The organism is Streptomyces sp. NPDC051664, assembly GCF_044453545.1.
GTDB lineage: Bacteria > Actinomycetota > Actinomycetes > Streptomycetales > Streptomycetaceae > Streptomyces.
The window spans coordinates 196,610-213,273 of sequence record NZ_JBITCU010000003.1 but is presented as its reverse complement, the minus strand read 5'-3'; the positions used below and the strand labels follow the sequence as shown (position 1 = coordinate 213,273).

Annotated in this window: 14 protein-coding genes; 5 read left to right on the top strand and 9 right to left on the bottom strand. The window is 71.7% G+C overall.

The window, feature by feature from the left end; genetic code table 11:
- Positions 1-5 precede the first annotated feature (5 nt).
- From ACIA8E_RS07050 to ACIA8E_RS07025, 6 genes are all read right to left on the bottom strand, one after another.
- The gene (locus ACIA8E_RS07050; protein WP_399296025.1) at positions 6-1,148 is read right to left on the bottom strand and encodes an RNA polymerase sigma factor; all 1,143 of its coding nucleotides are present in this window, start codon (positions 1,146-1,148) and stop codon (positions 6-8) included.
- A gap of 220 nt (positions 1,149-1,368) precedes the next feature.
- A complete protein-coding gene (gene dnaG / locus ACIA8E_RS07045; protein ID WP_399295362.1) occupies positions 1,369-3,273 on the bottom strand; it encodes a DNA primase in 1,905 nt (634 codons plus the stop codon).
- Positions 3,274-3,423: 150 nt separating this feature from the next.
- Complete coding sequence (locus ACIA8E_RS07040; protein ID WP_399295360.1) at positions 3,424-4,683, bottom strand: NAD(P)/FAD-dependent oxidoreductase; 1,260 nt, start codon at positions 4,681-4,683, stop codon at positions 3,424-3,426.
- A gap of 417 nt (positions 4,684-5,100) precedes the next feature.
- Positions 5,101-6,411, bottom strand: coding sequence for a deoxyguanosinetriphosphate triphosphohydrolase (locus ACIA8E_RS07035; RefSeq protein WP_399295358.1), 1,311 nt, complete (start codon positions 6,409-6,411; stop codon positions 5,101-5,103).
- Positions 6,412-6,447: 36 nt separating this feature from the next.
- Entirely contained in the window at positions 6,448-7,383 is a 936-nt protein-coding gene (locus ACIA8E_RS07030) for a sirohydrochlorin chelatase (RefSeq protein WP_399295356.1), read from the bottom strand.
- A 66-nt stretch (positions 7,384-7,449) separates the two neighbouring features.
- Entirely contained in the window at positions 7,450-8,262 is an 813-nt protein-coding gene (locus ACIA8E_RS07025) for a Cof-type HAD-IIB family hydrolase (RefSeq protein ID WP_399296023.1), read from the bottom strand.
- A 213-nt stretch (positions 8,263-8,475) separates the two neighbouring features.
- Here ACIA8E_RS07025 and ACIA8E_RS07020 point away from each other — a divergent pair, with 213 nt between their 5' ends.
- A complete protein-coding gene (locus ACIA8E_RS07020) occupies positions 8,476-9,189 on the top strand; it encodes a vancomycin high temperature exclusion protein (protein ID WP_399295354.1) in 714 nt (237 codons plus the stop codon).
- Positions 9,190-9,322: 133 nt separating this feature from the next.
- Positions 9,323-11,413, top strand: coding sequence for a molybdopterin oxidoreductase family protein (locus ACIA8E_RS07015; protein WP_399295352.1), 2,091 nt, complete (start codon positions 9,323-9,325; stop codon positions 11,411-11,413).
- On the opposite strand, the gene ACIA8E_RS07010 is transcribed toward ACIA8E_RS07015, so the two are convergent.
- Together ACIA8E_RS07010 and cutA are read right to left on the bottom strand one after the other, a co-directional pair.
- Complete coding sequence (locus ACIA8E_RS07010; RefSeq protein ID WP_399295350.1) at positions 11,373-11,840, bottom strand: gamma-glutamylcyclotransferase family protein; 468 nt, start codon at positions 11,838-11,840, stop codon at positions 11,373-11,375. The two genes, ACIA8E_RS07015 and ACIA8E_RS07010, sit on opposite strands and share 41 nt — an antisense overlap.
- Before the next feature lie 2 nt (positions 11,841-11,842).
- Positions 11,843-12,181: a divalent-cation tolerance protein CutA gene (gene cutA, locus ACIA8E_RS07005; protein WP_030970255.1), complete on the bottom strand. Its 339-nt coding sequence runs from the start codon at positions 12,179-12,181 to the stop codon at positions 11,843-11,845.
- 206 nt (positions 12,182-12,387) lie between these two features.
- On the opposite strand from cutA, the gene ACIA8E_RS07000 reads away from it, so the two are divergent.
- Complete coding sequence (locus ACIA8E_RS07000) at positions 12,388-14,037, top strand: M4 family metallopeptidase (RefSeq protein WP_399295348.1); 1,650 nt, start codon at positions 12,388-12,390, stop codon at positions 14,035-14,037.
- 59 nt (positions 14,038-14,096) lie between these two features.
- Here the strand turns inward: ACIA8E_RS07000 and ACIA8E_RS06995 are convergent, their stop codons facing one another.
- Positions 14,097-14,714, bottom strand: a complete 618-nt coding sequence (locus tag ACIA8E_RS06995; protein ID WP_399295346.1) for an NADPH-dependent FMN reductase — start codon at positions 14,712-14,714, stop codon at positions 14,097-14,099.
- Positions 14,715-14,788: 74 nt separating this feature from the next.
- On the opposite strand from ACIA8E_RS06995, the gene ACIA8E_RS06990 reads away from it, so the two are divergent.
- Positions 14,789-15,580, top strand: coding sequence for an aminotransferase class IV family protein (locus ACIA8E_RS06990; RefSeq protein WP_399295345.1), 792 nt, complete (start codon positions 14,789-14,791; stop codon positions 15,578-15,580).
- A 440-nt stretch (positions 15,581-16,020) separates the two neighbouring features.
- Positions 16,021-16,664, top strand: a 644-nt coding sequence (locus ACIA8E_RS06985; RefSeq protein WP_399295343.1) for a hypothetical protein, incomplete at its 3' end; no start/stop codon positions are given.

The window sequence follows — 16,664 nt, the reverse complement described above, 5'->3', positions numbered from 1 at the left end:
CGACCTCAGTCCAGGTAGCCGCGGAGCTGGTCGGCGAAGGCGTGGTCCCGCAGCTTGTTGAGGGTCTTGGATTCGATCTGGCGGATGCGTTCGCGCGTCACGCCGAAGATCCGGCCTATCTCTTCGAGTGTGCGGGGCCGGCCGTCGTCCAGCCCGTAGCGCAGCTGGACCACCTTCCGTTCCCGCTCGCCCAGGGTGGAGAGCACCGCTTCGAGGTGCTCGCGCAGCAGGAGGAACGCGGCGGACTCCACGGGGGACGCCGCGTCTCCGTCCTCGATCAGGTCGCCGAGCGCGACGTCGTCCTCCTCGCCGACCGGTGCGTGCAGCGAGACGGGTTCCTGGGCGAGCCGCAGCACTTCACCGACCCGTTCCGGCGTCAGGTCGAGCTGGGCGGCGACCTCTTCGGGCGTCGGCTCGTAGCCGCGTTCCTGGAGCATCCGGCGCTGGACCCGCACGACGCGGTTGATCAGCTCGACGACATGGACCGGGACCCTTATCGTCCGCGCCTGGTCGGCGAGGGCCCGGGACATGGCCTGTCGGATCCACCAGGTCGCGTACGTCGAGAACTTGTAGCCCCGGGCGTAGTCGAATTTCTCGACGGCCCTGATCAGTCCGAGGTTCCCCTCCTGGACCAGATCGAGCATGGTCAGTCCGCGGCCTACGTAGCGCTTGGCGACGGAGACGACGAGGCGCAGGTTCGCCTCGATCAGGCGACGCTTCGCCATCCGCCCCATGACCACCAACCGGTCGAGATCGACGGCGAGTCGGGAGTCCGGGTCCGGGGTGCTCGCGAGCCGCTCCTCGGCGAAGAGGCCGGCCTCGACGCGGCGGGCGAGCTCGACCTCGTCGGCGGCGGTGAGCAGCGGGATGCGTCCGATCTCCCGCAGGTACTGACGGAAGAGGTCGGAGGACGGGCCGCCGGTGTCGGGGCGGCCGCGCGGCTCCGGGAGTTCGGGCACCTCCGCCTGCTCCTCCAGGACGGCGTCGGCTGCGACCACCGCCTCGGGCGGTTCCGACGGTTCGGGCGGTTCGGGTCTCAGTGGGTCCACCGCTGCCTCCGGATGATGCATGGCCCGGTTCTGTGCGGGGACGGCCGAGACACGCTCGGTTGTGGTCAAGGTCCGGGTCTGCACGGGGGCGACCTCCAGGTGATCGCTGCCGGATCGCGGGGATGGGAGGTCCACCGTGCAGTGGGCCGACCGCGCTCCGATGACTCAGGCACCGCCCCCCAGTGTGGGGGAAGACACATCGCCGCCACGAGGGGCGTGCGCGGACTTTCTGAGTCCGGTCCGTAACCGGCCGGTTACGCGCGAGGAGGCCGGCCCCGGCCATGATCCGCCGGGCAGAACCTGGGCGGGCCGGAAGGCGTCAGAGCGCGTCGGCGCCGTTGTTGCGCAAGGACTGGGCGTACTGCTGGAGGACCCAGACCTCGTTCTGCGCGGCCGCCAGATGGTCGGGAGCGACATTGCTGCCGAGACGGCTGAGGCTGCCCTGGACGTCGTTGATCCGGCGGTCGACGGCGCGCAGCCGGACCTTGACCAGATGCTCGCCGGCGTACGCCTCGTCGATGGACTTGCCGTGGAAGACCTCCACGGCGAGCTCGGTGACCAGTTTGCGCACCGTGTCGTTGGGAGCGGCACCGAGGACGCCGACCAGATACTCGCGGGTGTCGGCGAGGCCCCGCTCGGCGCCACCCGCCTCCGCGATGCACTGCCGCACCGCCGCGTACGGCGGGGCGGTGAACTCGTCGCCTCCGTAGGCGTCGAAGGCCGGGGAGACCAGGGCGGGCCGCTGCAGGGCGAGCTTGAGCAGCTCGCGCTCGGTGCGGTGGGCGGGGCTGCGGAGATGGAGCGCCGGGCCCGACGGGCCGGCGGGGGACCGGTCCTGCTGGTGCTGGGGGCCGCCGCGGGTGGGTGCAGGGGCGGGCCCCCGGTCGCCGCGGTCGCGGGCCCACCGGGCCAGCTGGGCGACGCGCTTGACGACGAACTGGGTGTCGAGGATGCCGAGCATCCCGGCCAGCTGGACAGCGACCTCGTGCTGCGAGGAGCTGTTCTTGATCCGGGCGACGACGGGGGCGGCCTCGTCGAGGGCGGCGCCGCGGCCCGCGGGGGTCTCCAGGTCGTACCGCCCGACGATCTGGCGGAGCGCGAACTCGAAGAGCGGCGTGCGTGGTTCGACCAGGTCGCGGACGGCCTCGTCGCCCTTGACGAGCCGCAGATCGCACGGGTCCATGTTGTCCGGGGCGATCGCGATGTACGTCTCCGCGGCGAACTTCTGGTCGTCCTCGAAGGCCCGCAGGGCGGCCTTCTGGCCGGCCGCGTCACCGTCGAACGTGAAGATCACCCGGGCGCTGCCGTTGTCCATCAGGAGCCGGCGGAGGATCTTGATGTGGTCGCCGCCGAAGGCCGTACCGCAGGTGGCGATGGCGGTGGTGATGCCGGCGAGGTGGCAGGCCATGACGTCGGTGTACCCCTCGACGACGACGGCCCGGCTGGCCTTCGCGATGTCCTTCTTCGCGAGGTCGATGCCGTACAGCACCTGCGACTTCTTGTAGATCGCGGTCTCGGGGGTGTTGAGGTACTTCGGCCCGTTGTCGTCGTCGCGGAGCTTGCGGGCACCGAAGCCGACGACCTCGCCGGACGTGTCGCTGATCGGCCACATCAGCCGGCCGCGGAAGCGGTCGATGGGACCGCGGCGGCCGTCCTGGGAGAGGCCCGAGGTGATCAGCTCCCGGTCGCTGAACCCCTTGCCCCGGAGGTAGCGGGTGAGATGGTCCCAGCCGGCCGGGCTGTAGCCGACGCCGAAGTGGGCGGCCGCCGCCTGGTCGAAGCCGCGCTCGGCGAGGAACTTCCGGCCGATCTCCGCCTCGGGACTGTCCAGCTGCTCGACATAGAACTGGGCGGCGGCCTTGTGCGCCTCGACCAGCCGGATGCGCTCGCCGCGCTGGTGGGAGGGGTTGTAGCCGCCCTCCTCGTAGCGCAGCGTGATGCCCGCCTTGGCGGCGAGGCGCTCGACCGTCTCGGAGAAGGAGAGGTGGTCGATCTTCATCACGAACGCGATGGTGTCGCCGCCCTCCTGGCAGCCGAAGCAGTGGAAGAGTCCCTTGCTCGGGCTGACCTGGAAGGAGGGCGACTTCTCGTCGTGGAAAGGGCAGAGCCCCTTGAGGTTGCCCCCGCCCGCGTTCCGCAGCTGGAGGTACTCCGAAACGACGGCGTCGATCGGGACCGCGTCCCGGACCGCCTTCACATCGTCGTCATTGATCCTGCCTGCCACGGGTGAAGTCTACGGGTGAGGGCGGACAGCAGGAGTGCACGGTCGTCGTCGCGGACGCCGGACGGGACCCTGGTCACGACCGTCCGGCGACTGAGCACGCGACGAAGAAGACGGCGGGGAAGACGGCGCAGAACGCCGTCCCGATACGGCTCAGATCAGCGACTCCAGCGGCACCGACGGGTCCGCGAGCGTGTCCGGGTCGATCGGCCGGCCGGTCCGGATCAGCTCCTGCACGGTCTCGGTGACATCCCACACATTGACGTTCATCCCGGCCAGCACCCTGCGGTCCTTCAGCCAGAACGCGATGAACTCCCGCTTGCCCGCGTCGCCGCGGATGACGACCTGGTCGTACGAGCCCGGCGGCGCCCAGCCCGAGTATTCGAGCCCCAGGTCGTACTGGTCGGAGAAGAAGTACGGCACGCGGTCGTAGCCGACGTCCCGGCCGAGCATGGCGCGGGCCGCGGCCGGGCCGCTGTTCAGCGCGTTCGCCCAGTGCTCCACGCGCAGCCGGGTGCCGAACAGCGGGTGCGGCATGTTGGCCACGTCCCCGGCGGCGTAGATGTCCGGGTCGGAGGTGCGCAAAGAGGCGTCGACCGCGATGCCGCCGCCGTCGCCGCGGGCGGCGATCGCGAGACCGGCGGCTTCGGCGAGGGCGGCGCGCGGGGCGGCGCCGATCGCGGCGAGGACGTCGTGGGCGGGGTGTTCCTCGCCGTCGTCGGTGCGGGCGGCGAGGACCATGCCGTCCTGACCGATGATCTCGGTGAGCCTGGTGCCGAAGTGGAAGCGGACGCCGTGGTCGCTGTGGAGTTCGGTGAAGATCTGGCCGAGCTCGGGGCCGATGACCCGGAGCAGCGGGGTCGCCTCCGGCTCGACGACGGTGACCTCGGCACCGTATCCCCGGGCCGCCGCCGCGACCTCCAGGCCGATCCAGCCGGCCCCGGCGATCACCAGATGGCCGTTGTCGCGGCCGAGTGCGGACAGCACGTTCTTCAGCCGGTCCGCGTGGGCGAGGCGGCGCAGATGGTGGACGCCGGCCAGGTCCGTACCGGGGATGTCGAGGCGGCGTGGTTCGGCCCCGGTGGCGAGCAGCAGCTTGTCGTAGTGGATGACGGTGCCGTCGCCGAGCTCCACGGAGCGGCCGCCACGGTCGATGGCGGTGACGGGCTGGCCGAGGTGGAGCTCCACATCGGCGCCCGCGTACCAGGCCGTCTCATGGACGAAGACGCTTTCCCGGGCCTCCTTGCCGGCCAGATAGCCCTTGGAGAGGGGAGGCCGTTCGTACGGATGGTCACGCTCATCGCCGACCAGGATCACCCGGCCGCTGAAACCCTCCGAACGGAGTGTCTCGGCTGCCTTCGCTCCTGCCAGTCCTCCCCCGACGATGACGAACGTCCGATGTGCGTCGACCACTTTGGTGCCTCCTCGGTGCTTGCTGCGCTCCGCCGCCACCTGCGAGCGTCCCGCACGCAGCGTGATGGCGAAAGAGGGTGTACCCCGATCAGGTCACGCCCGGTGGCCGCAGGCCGGGGCCGACGCCGCGCGGAGCGGGCCCCTGGCGGAGCCGCGCGGCCGCCCGGCGTGGCATGTGCTCCCAGCACATCACCTGCACCGTTGCCGACCGTCATCGCCGCGCCCCACGGTCGCAGGACTTGCCCGGGGCCGCCGACCGGCCAGGCGAATATTCGGGTGTGGGGGCGGCCGCCCGGCGGGGCGCCTTTCACCCACGCACAGCCGGCCCGGAGCACGGACGGCCGGTTCGCGTCCAGGCAGGGCACCCGGGGGCGGGGCGCTCAGGGCCGGGGAGTACCCGGGGCAGCCGCCGGTCCCTCACCGCCCCTGGGAGGTGAGCGAGGTGTGCAGTGAGCGGGCCGAGGCGTCCGTGAGGGCCGCGATCTGGTCGACCAGGACGCGCTTGCGGGACCGGTCGTCGCAGGCGTGCTCGTACAGCGCGCGGAACTGTGGTTCCAGGCCGTCCGGGGCGCGCGCGGTCAGCGCCGCGGCCAGTTCCGCGATGACGATCCGCTGGTCGGCACGGATCGCTTCCTGTTCGGCGCGCTGCATCACATAGCGGTCGGCCACCGCCTTCAGGACGGCGCATTCGTTGCGTGCCTCGCGCGGGACGACGAGCTCGGCCGCGTACCTGCGGAGGCGGCCGGCTCCGTATGCCTGGCGGGTAGCGGTCTCGGCGGCGAGGCAGAACCGGCCGATCAGCTGGCTCGTCGCGTCCTTCAGCCGGGCCTGGGCGACGGCGGATCCGTCGTAGCCGTGCGGCCACCACTCCTGTCCGATGAGCCGGTCGAGGGCGTCGGCCAGCTCCTGCGGGTCGGTGTCGGGCGGGACGTACCGTCCGATCGCCACGTCCCAGATCTCGCGGCGCTCCGGCTCCGCGAAGAGGCAGTCGGGGTCGATGTGGCCGGCGTGCAGACCGTCCTCGAAGTCGTGCACCGAATACGCGACGTCGTCGGACCAGTCCATCACCTGAGCCTCGAAGCACTTCCGGTACGACGGGGCGCCTTTGCGTGCCCACTCGAAGACCGGCAGGTCGTCCTCGTACACCCCGAATTTCCGGGAGCCGGGGTCGGTGGGGTGGCCGCCGCGCGGCCACGGGTACTTGGTGGCGGCGTCCAGCGCCGCCCGGGTCAGATTGAGCCCGACGCTGACCAGTTCGCCGGTCCGCACGTCGCGCACGAACCGCTTCGGCTCCAGCCGGGTCAGCAGCCGCAGCGACTGGGCGTTGCCCTCGAAGCCACCGCAGTCGGAGGCGAAGTCGTTGAGCGCCTGCTCGCCGTTGTGCCCGAACGGCGGGTGGCCCATGTCGTGCGCCAGACAGGCCGTCTCGACCAGATCGGGGTCGCAGCCGAGCGCGGCACCGAGCTCCCGGCCGACCTGGGCGCATTCCAGGGAGTGTGTGAGTCTGGTCCGGGGGCTTGCGTCCCAGGCAACGCTGCGGGTGCCGGGCGTGACGACCTGGGTCTTCCCGGCGAGTCTGCGCAGCGCGGCGGAGTGCAGCACGCGGGCGCGGTCCCGCTGGAAGGCCGTGCGGCCCGGGCGTTTGTCGGGCTCGGTGTCCCAGCGCTCGGTGTCGGCCGCGCCGTAGGGCGTGGTGCCGTGTTCCTGTGTGCCCCGCGTACCGTCCATGGTCCCGACAGTAAACGGCCGGACCGACAAGAAGGCTCAGGCGGACGCCAGGAGATGGTCGTTCGTCGCGACTTCATGTGCCGGGAGTGCGCCGGTCAGCGCCTGGTCGTACCGGTGGAGGAGCAGCCGCGCCATCGCGGGATGCGCGCCGAGCGGGGCCGCGGCGGCGCCGGGGGCAGCAGCTGCGGCGGCCGCCGCGAAGCGGCCGGGTGCGGTGAAGTACGAGGCGACGGCGACCCGGTGCCGGCCGCGGGCGGCGAGGGCGCGCACCGCGACGGGGACGGTGGGCGCGGTGGCGGAGGCGTACGCGGGGACGACGGGCACCCCGCCGAGCCGTTCGCTGAGCATCCGTGCGGTGCGGCGGGTGTCGGCGGCCGAATCGGGGTCGCGCGAACCGGCGGCGGCGAGGACCACGGCGGAGCCGCGGCTGTCGGCCTCCTCGGCCGGCCAGCCCGCTTCGACGAGCCGCCCGTACAGCGCCTCGACGAGCAGGCGATGCGGCCCGAGCGGCGCGGCGATCGTGGCCCGCAGGGCCGGTGCGGCAGCGGCTGCCGCAGGTATGTCCCGCTTGACGTGGTGGCCGCGGCCGAGCAGCAGCGGTACGAGAACGGCGTCACCGGACCCCAGGCCGGACAGGGCCGCCGGCAGGAGCGGCTCGTTCAGCTCGATGTGGCCGAGCCGGACGTCCAGCCCCGGGCGCAGTTCCCGCACCCGGTCCAGCAGCTTCATGACCGTGCGCAGCGCCTGCGGGTCGCGGCTGCCGTGCGCCACCGCGACGAGGGCGGGGGCGCGGGTGGTGGTGGCGGCGCCCGGTGCGGAGCCGCCGGTGCGGTGGTGCATGGGTCTGCGCGTTCCGTTCAGGGAGACATGGCTGAGCTGGGCGCCGAGCTGGGCGGTGATGCGGGTCAACAGTTGCGCTGTGCTGTCGAGAGGCAGGGACTCACGGGGCTGTGCCGATGCCGACTCCGTCATGGACCGATGGTGGCGGGCGCAGGTTGCCAGGTCGTTGCGCAGGGGTGACGGGTCTTTGCCACGGGCTCACCGCGCGGTCGGCGGAGCGAAGAGGCGCTCCAGGACGTGGGCCACCCCGTCCTCCTCGTTGGACATCGTGTGGGACCGTACGGCGGCGAGCACGGCCGGGTGGGCGTTGCCCATGGCGTATCCGGTGCCCGCCCAGTCGAGGACGGTCAGGTCGTTGGGCATGTCGCCGAAGGCGATGACCTCCGTGGCGTCGACACCGCGGACGGCACAGAGCTCCGCGAGAGTGCCCGCCTTGGTGACCCCGAACGCGCTGATCTCCAGGAGCCCGCGCCCGCCGGAGTGGGTGAACTGGACTTCGCTGCCCGCCGGGCCCACCCCTTGCCGGGCTGCGGCCAGCAGGGTGTCCGCGTCGAGCCGGTCGGACCAGGCGAGGAGTTTGGTGACGGGTACGTCGGTCAGCCACAGGTCCGCCAGGGACGCTACGGGCAGTTCGGCGTCGATGTCCTCGGACAGGCGCAGCCGGTAAGCCGGTTCGTACAGGACCTGGTTACCGGTCTCCAGGGCGAAACCCACCTCCGGCAGGACGGCGGCGAGTGCGGTGGCCACGCGCTGGGCGACGGTGACGGGCAGGACGCGGGAGGAGACGACCGTACGCGTCCCGATGTCGTAGACCAGCGCGCCGTTGCTGCACACCGCCGTCCCCGTCAGCCCCGTCGCCTCGGCGAGCCGGTCGACGAACCTGGGCGGCCTGGCGGTGACGAGGACGACCTCCGCACCGGCGCTCTCGGCCGAGCGCAGGGCGCGGAGGGTGCGGGAAGAGAGGGTGCCGTCGCGGCGCAGAAGAGTGCCGTCGAGGTCGGAGGCGATCAGCCGGGGAAGCAACATCGGCCGATGATATTGGGCGGGGTCCGTGCCCGGTGTGCGTACGGCACGCGTTGCCGGCGCATGTCACCGGCGCGGTGGCGAGGCGCGTCGGGCTGCTGCCGGGGCCGGCCCGGATGAAGAATGTCGCGGCGTGGAGAACCCTTTTGACCTGATACTCGTCCGATCAGTTGACGCAACGACACCGACCGGGGGACTCCGATGCGAGGGAAGCGGCCGCAGTGGCTGGGGTGGCTCGGACGGCTGCGGCCGCGCCGGCCGCGCACGCGGCGTGGGCAGCGGTGGGCCGTGCAGGGAGTGATGGCAGCCTGTGTGCTGGGCCTGGCTCCCGCGACCTGGATGTACTCCGTCGCCGACGCCCGTGTCCGGACGTCCGCGGACGCGCCCGCGCAGCAGGTCGCCGTGGTGTTCGGGGCCGGGCTGTGGGACGGGAAGCCGTCGCCGTATCTCGCGAACCGGCTGAACACGGCCGCCGAGCTGTACCGGGACGGCAAGGTGAAGGTCGTGCTGGTGACCGGTGACAACAGCCGGGAGGAGTACGACGAGCCGGATGCCATGCGGGCGTATCTCGTGGCGCACGGGGTGCCGGACAAACGGATCGTCAGCGACTTCGCCGGGTTCGACACGTGGGACTCCTGCGTGCGGGCCAAGAAGATCTTCGGGGTCGACCGGGCCGTGCTGGTGAGCCAGGGGTTCCACATCCGGCGGGCGATCGCGCTGTGCCGGGCCGCGGGCATCGACGCGTACGGGGTCGGGGTCGATGCCAAGCACGACGCGACCTGGTACTACGGGGGGACGCGGGAGGTGTTCGCGGCGGGGAAGGCGGCACTGGACGCGATGTTCAAGCCGGATCCGCACTTCCTGGGGCCCGAGGAGCCCGGGGTCGGGGAGGCCCTGGCGACCGGCGGGCGGTGAGGACGCCGACCGGCCTCACCGGCCCGGTGGAGGCCGACCTCACGGGCCCGGCGGAGGTGGGCTGAGATCCGCGTTCCGGCGGCGTAACCGGTCGCGGGTGTCCGCGTAACACCTGGCTCGCAGGGTGGAGCCCATGGCCCGCACCGAGACTGCCCCCACCGCGACCCACTGCCCGTACTGCTCGCTGCAGTGCGGGATGAATCTGCGACCGGTCACCGGCGGCCCGGTGGTCGAGGTCGTGGAGCGTACCGATTTCCCCGTCAACCGCGGCGCCCTGTGCGGCAAGGGCCGGACCGCGCCGGCCGTGCTCTCCTCACGGGTACGGCTGACCGGACCGCTCGTGCGCGACGCGGTCAGTGGCGAGCTGGAGCCGGCCGGCTGGGACGAGGCGCTGGCCGCGATCGCCGACGGGCTCCTGCGCACCCGCGCCGTGCACGGGCCCCATGCCGTGGGGGTGTTCGGCGGCGGCGGGCTCACCAACGAGAAGGCGTACGCCCTCGGGAAGTTCGCCCGGGTCGTCCTGTCGACCTCGCAGATCGACTACAACGGGCGGTTCTGCATGTCGTCGGCGGCCGCCGCGCACCAGCGGGCCTTCGGCCTCGACCGCGGGCTGCCGTTCCCTCTGGAGGACATCGCACGCACCGGGTGCGTGATCCTCGTCGGGTCGAACCTCGCCGAGACGATGCCGCCCGCGCTGCGCTTCCTGACCGAACTGCGGGAGAACGGCGGCCGGTTGATCGTCATCGATCCTCGCCGGACCCGCACCGCCGAGCAGGCCGATCTGCATCTGGCGCCCCGGCCCGGCACGGATCTCGCGCTCGCGCTCGGAATGCTTCATCTGGTGGTGGCGGCCGGCCGGGTGGACGAGGAGTTCGTACGCGACCGTACGACCGGCTGGGACGAGGCCAGGGCCGGAGTCATGGCGCACTGGCCGGAACTGGTGGAGCGGCTGACGGGGGTGCCGGTGCCACAGCTGCGGGAGGCCGTCGAGATGTTCTGCGATGCGCAGGAGGCAATGGTGCTGACCGCGCGCGGACCCGAGCAGCAGTCCAAGGGCACGGACACGGTCGGCGCCTGGATCAACCTCTGCCTGGCCACCGGCCGGGCGGGCAGACCGCTGTCCGGGTACGGCTGCCTGACCGGGCAGGGCAACGGTCAGGGCGGGCGCGAACACGGGCAGAAGGCCGACCAGTTGCCCGGCTACCGCAAGCTCACCGACCCGGCGGCGCGCCGCCATGTGGCGCAGGTGTGGGGGGTCGAACCGGACTCGCTGCCGGGGCCGGGGCGCAGTGCGTACGAGCTGCTCGACGCGCTGGGTACGGACGTGCGGTCGCTGTTGGTGATGGGGTCCAACCCGGTGGTGTCCGCGCCGCACGCCGCTCATGTGGAGGAGCGGCTGCGGTCGCTGGACTTCCTCGCGGTCGCGGACGTGGTGCTGTCGGAGACGGCGGCTCTGGCCGATGTGGTGCTGCCGGTGACGCAGTGGGCGGAGGAGACCGGGACGACGACCAGTCTGGAGGGCAGGGTGCTGCTGCGGCAGCGGGCGGTCACCGCGCCGGACGGTGTCCGCAGCGATCTGGAGGTGCTGCACGGGCTGGCCGCGCTCCTCGGGCACGGCAAGGGGTTCCCCACCGACCCCGAGGAGGTCTTCGACGAGCTCCGGCGCGCCTCTGCGGGCGGTCCCGCCGACTATGCGGGGATCACGTACGGGCGGATCGCGGCGGAGAACGGGGTTTTCTGGCCGTGCCCCGACGAGCGGCATGCCGGTACGCCGCGGCTGTTCCTGGACCGGTTCGCCACGGACGACGGGCGGGCGCGGTTCGTACCCGTGACGCACCGTCCGGCCGCCGAGGAGACCGACCGGGAGTATCCGGTGGTGCTGACGACCGGTCGGGTGGTCGCCCAGTACCAGTCGGGTGCGCAGACCCGCCGGGTCGACGAGCTGAACGCCGCGGCCCCCGGCCCGTTCGTGGAACTGCATCCGCGGCTCGCCGAGCGGATCGGGGTGGCGGAGGGCGATCCGGTGGTGGTCACCTCGCGGCGTGGGCGGGCGGTGGCGCCCGCCCGGATCACCGGGGCGATCCGGCAGGACACCGTCTTCATGCCGTTCCACTGGGCGGGTGAGGGCCGGGCCAACACGCTGACGAACCCGGCCCTGGACCCGGTGTCGCGGATGCCGGAGTTCAAGGTGTGTGCGGTGCGGGTGGAGGCGGCCTCCGGGTGAGCCAATCGCCTCCGGGGATGGGGACGCCGCCGGTACGGAGGGTGTGGGTGACGGGGGCGGCGGCGAGGTAGACCCAGGCGCGGGCGGTTCCGGTGGCGGGCGGGACCGCGCCCGGGAGGCGGACTTCGCGGGCGGCCCGCTCGTAGAGATTGCGCGGGTGCCCCGGTCCGACGTACTCCTCCAGCCGGTCGAGGAGGACGAGCAGCTCCGCGTACGTGGCGGGCGCGGCCGTGACGAGCGTGCCGCGCACGGTGCCGTGGCCCTCGATCGCGTACGGGTAGCCGGGGCCTTCGTACAGCAGGGCGCCCGGCAGCAGGGCCGGCTGTTCCGCGATCGCCCGGTCCCGGAGGAACAGGTCGTGGTTGGGTTCGCCGGGGAGCAGCGTGCCGTAGACGAAGAAAGGCAGTTCGGGGTCGGTCCGCGGCATGGTCAGAGGGCCGTGACCGGGGCCGTCTCCGCAGTCACCCAGGCGAGGTAGCGGTCGCTTCCCCGCACCACCGGCGTCGCGATGATCTCCGGGGTCTCGTAGTCGTGCGCCGCCCGGAGGTGTTCCTCCAGTTCGTCGTAGCGCCCGGCCACCGTCTTGAACAGCACCTGCCACTCCTCCGTGGTCTCGATGGCGTTCCGCCACCGGTAGACGGAGGTGACGGGCGCGGAGATCTGCGCGCATGCCGCGAGCCGCGCCTCCACCGCGCCCTGGGCGAGGGCGTGGGCCTTCTCCTCGCTGTCCGTGGTGGTCAGAACGGTCAGCCATGCCGGCGTCGTCACCGTCGGTCTCCTCAGCTCTTCGGCTCTGCTCTTCGGATCTTGTGCCTGTGGCGTGTCCTTCTCGTCGATTGTCGGGGCGGTTCGGTGCCGTGTCCTCCTTCATCACCGTTGCGGTATGGACATGACATGTCATGAACCCTTAAATCTGAGGCGAGCTCAGAACCACCGCTCAGATCGCCCTTTCCCCCCGCACTCCGAGGAGTCCGATGAGATCGATTCGGCATGCATCGCGCCTCACCCCGCTCGGCATAGCCGCTGTCGGCGCCACCCTGCTGGCCTCCGCCCTCACCGCGACCACGGGCGCCGCCGCAGCCGGTCACCCGGCCCCGAGCCCCGCCGCCGCCGTCCGTCACGCCGAGGCCGCGCTCACCGGGCACGCCACCGCACTGGGCCTCACCGGCGCCCAGGACACCGCGGTGCGCGATGTGGTCGTCGACAAGGACGGCAGCCAGCATGTGCGCTACGACCGCACCTACCGCCATCTGCCCGTCCTCGGCGGCGACTTCGTCGTCCACCTCGCACCCGACGGCGCGTACCGGAGCGCCGACCGGGCCGTCCGCGGCGATCTCGCCGTGCCGACCGTGACCCCGGCCCTCTCCGCGTCGGGCGCCGCCGACCTGGGCGCGGCCGCACTGCGCTCGGCCCACCACGGCGTGAAGCTCCGCAAGGTCGCCGCACAGCCGCAGCTCGTCGTGGACGCCCTGCACGGCGCACCCAAGCTGGCCTGGCGCACCGAGGCGGCAGGCAAGGACTCACTGGGCAACCCGGTCGCCCGCGTCGTGCTCACCGACGCGCGCACGGGCCGGCAGATCGACGCCTGGGACAGCCTGGAGACGGCGTCCGGCGACGGCCGGTCGCTGTACAGCGGTACGGTCCCGCTGGAGACGACGCAGTCGGGATCGACGTACCAGCTCAAGGATGCGACGCGCGGCAACACCTACTCCGGCGACGCGCAGAACAAGACCGACGGCTGCATCCTCACCATCTGCTGGAGCCGGGCGCCCGCGGTGCTGTTCACCGACGCCGACAACCACTGGGGCAACGGCACCACCTCCGACCGTGCATCGGCGGCGGTCGACGCCCAGTACGGCACGGACACCACCTGGGACTACTACAAGAACGTGCACGGCCGGAACGGCATCGCCGGGGACGGCAAGGGCTCGTACAACCGGGTGCACTACGGCAATGGCTACAACAACGCCTTCTGGGACGACACCTGCTTCTGCATGACGTACGGCGACGGCGACGGCTCGACCTTCGGACCGCTGGTCGCGCTGGACGTGGCCGGGCACGAGATGTCGCACGGCGTGACGTCCAAGACGGCGGCCCTCACCTACTCCGGTGAGTCGGGCGGTCTCAACGAGGCCACCTCCGACATCTTCGGCACCCTGGTGGAGTTCCACGCGAACAACGCGCAGGACCCGGGCGACTACCTCATCGGCGAGAAGATCGTGAAGCCCGGCTTCGGGAAGGCCGCGTTGCGGTTCATGGACCAGCCCTCCAAGGACGGCAACTCGGCGGACTGCTGGAGCTCCTCGGTCGGCAATCTGGATGTGCACTACTCGTCCGGTGTCGCCAACCACTTCGCGTATCTGCTGGCCGAGGGCAGCGGCCCGAAGGTCATCGGCGGCGTCCAGCACAACGGCACCACGTGCAACGGGGCGACGCTGAGCGGCATCGGCAAGGACAAGCTCGGCAAGATCTGGTACCGGGCGCTGACCGTCTACATGACGTCCTCCACCAAGTACGCGGGCGCCCGCACCGCGACGCTCGACGCGGCGAAGGACCTGTACGGCGCCGGCAGCGCGGAGCAGAACGCGGTGGCCGCCGCCTGGTCGGCGGTGTCGGTCGGCTGACCTGGAGCAGGTCCCGGAGAGGCTGCCCGCTCCGGGACCTGCACCCGCTTGGACAACCGTCAATTACCGTACGGGCGCACCGCCTTGGCTTCGCGCAGCGCCTGCCCCCACCAGACGAGCTGATCGAGCAGTGTCTTCGCCGCCGCGTCCACGGCCGCCGGATCCCTGTGCCTGCGGTCGTCATCGAACAGGGCGCCCGCGTTGTGGAACGACACCGTGTCGCGGATGGAGACGGCGTGCAGTTCGGCGAAGACCTGACGGAGGTGCTCGACAGCCCGAAGACCGCCGGACACTCCCCCGTACGAGACGAAGGCGACGGGCTTGGCCTGCCATTCGGCGTGATGCCAGTCGATGAGGTTCTTCAGCGGGGCGGGGAACGAGTGGTTGTACTCGGGGGTGACGACGACGAAGGCGTCGGCAGCGGCCAACCTGGGCGAGATCTCCGCCAGTTGCGCCTGCACGTCGGGGCCGGGACGGCAGGAGAGGGCGTACGGGAGATCGAGGTCGGCGACGTCGATGAGGTCGGTCTCGACGTCCGGGTGGTCCGCGGTACGGGAGAGGAACCAGTCGGCGATCACGGGGGCGAAGCGGCCCTCGCGGTTGCTGGCCAGGATGACCGCGACCTTCAGGGGCGCGGTGGTGGCGGATGCGACCGGGGCAGGTGTCATGAGGTCCATGCAGCGAGACTCGTACATCAACCAAGGTTGAGGTCAAGCCGCGTCGTCCGCCCCTTCGGCATACGGTGGAACACATGACGACCGCCGCACCCCCGTACACCGAGTTCAACGGACACGCAGCGACGGAGGCGGATCTCCTGATCCCCGCCTTCTCCGACTACGGCCACTTCACGGCCATGCAGGTCAGGGACGGAGAGGTGCGTGGCCTCGCCTTCCACCTGGCCCGGCTGGACGCCGCGAACCAGGAACTGTTCGACCACGGCCTGGACGGCGAACGGATCCGCGAGCTGATCCGGCACGCACTCGACGGCGCGGGGGTACGGGACGCCTCGACCCGGGTGTACGCCTTCCTGCCGCCCGGCGACACGGAGGCGACGGTCATGGTCACGGTGCGCGGACCGGCGCAGAAGTCCCCCGAACCGCACAGCCTGATGTCCGTTCCGTACGTCCGCACCGTGCCGCACATCAAGCGCCCCGGCGAGTTCGGCCAGACGTATTACGGGCGGCTCGCCGCACGCTCCGGCTTCGACGAGGCACTGCTGACCGCGCCGGACGGGACGGTGACCGAGGGCGCGATCACCAACATCGCCTTCTGGGACGGCACTTCGATCGTCTGGCCCGCCGCACCGTCGCTCCGCGGCGTCACCATGGCCCTGCTGGAACAGGGGCTTCCGGGAGCCGGACTGGCGTCCGTACGGCGACCGGTGACGCTGGACGGGGTCGGCTCCTTCCGGTCGGCGTTCCTCACCAACTCACAGGGCATCGCACCGATCCGGCGGATCGACGACGCGGAGTTCACCGTCGACGAGGAACTGATGAAGCAGGTGGGGCTGGTGTACGAGAGCGCCCCCTGGGACACCGTCTGAGAGCACCCGCGCGGCGGCTCCGGGGCCCTCGACGCCCGGCCGACTGCACCGCGGTCGCCGGGCCGCTCGGCTTCACCCCCAAAGGAGGCCGTCCCCATCGGGCCCAGGGGGGAGTGGGTCCGATGGGGACGGCGGCCGGGCGGCCGAAGGAGCCGTCCCGTGGGGGGTGATGTGCGTGTGCCCGGGGTCGGCACGGTCATGCATGTGACGTACACCACTCATACCCCGAAGGTCGTCACCCAATCGGCACGGCGTGTCGCAGGTCGGGCCGAACCCTCCTCAAACGGGGATTTGACCTGCAGATATACCGCCCGGCAAGGAGGCAGGGCCGGGCCGATCGAGTGAAAGCTGACTCGACGTCAGCAGGCGTGGGTGGCGGGCCGCCCGTTAGCTCGGAGTCAGGAGACACCAGCCAGCGCCTTCGCTCGGAGGAACCCCCCATGCCCCGTCCTGCCCGCCTCGTGACCGGCACCGCCGCCGCAGCTCTCACCGCTGCTGCGATCGGCCTCTTCACCGCCGCGCCGTCAGCGTACGCAGGGGAGCTCGGTTCACCGGAGATATCTCCGGCCGCCACGGCTCCGGGGGACCCGGTCGGAACCACGGCCTCCGCCGGCGAAGCGAGGGCCACCGGTCATGCGAACTCCCTGGAGGCAGGGGTACTCACACTGGCACCGGCCACCGATGAGGAGGCGCTCGCCGACGCGGTCAAGGAGCCGGAGAAGACCGGCGTGGGAAAGGTCACCGGACAGGACGACGGTAAGGACACCGCGCAGGACGACGCCTCCGGTGACGACCCGGGCACCGGCTCGGTGCCCTCCCTGGACGACCTGGCCGCCAGGGGCGAGAACCTCCTCGGGAACGCGAACCCCTTCGGGCTCGGCAACTCCACCGGGCAATCCGACACCGGGAACGGCGGGCGCGACACCGGGAACGGGAACGGGAACGGCGGGCGCGACACCGGAAACGGGAACGGAAACGGCGGACGCGACACCGGAAACGGGAACGGAAACGGCGGACGCGACACCGGAAACGGGAACGGAAACGGCGGACGCGACACCGGAAACGGGAACGGAAACGGCGGACG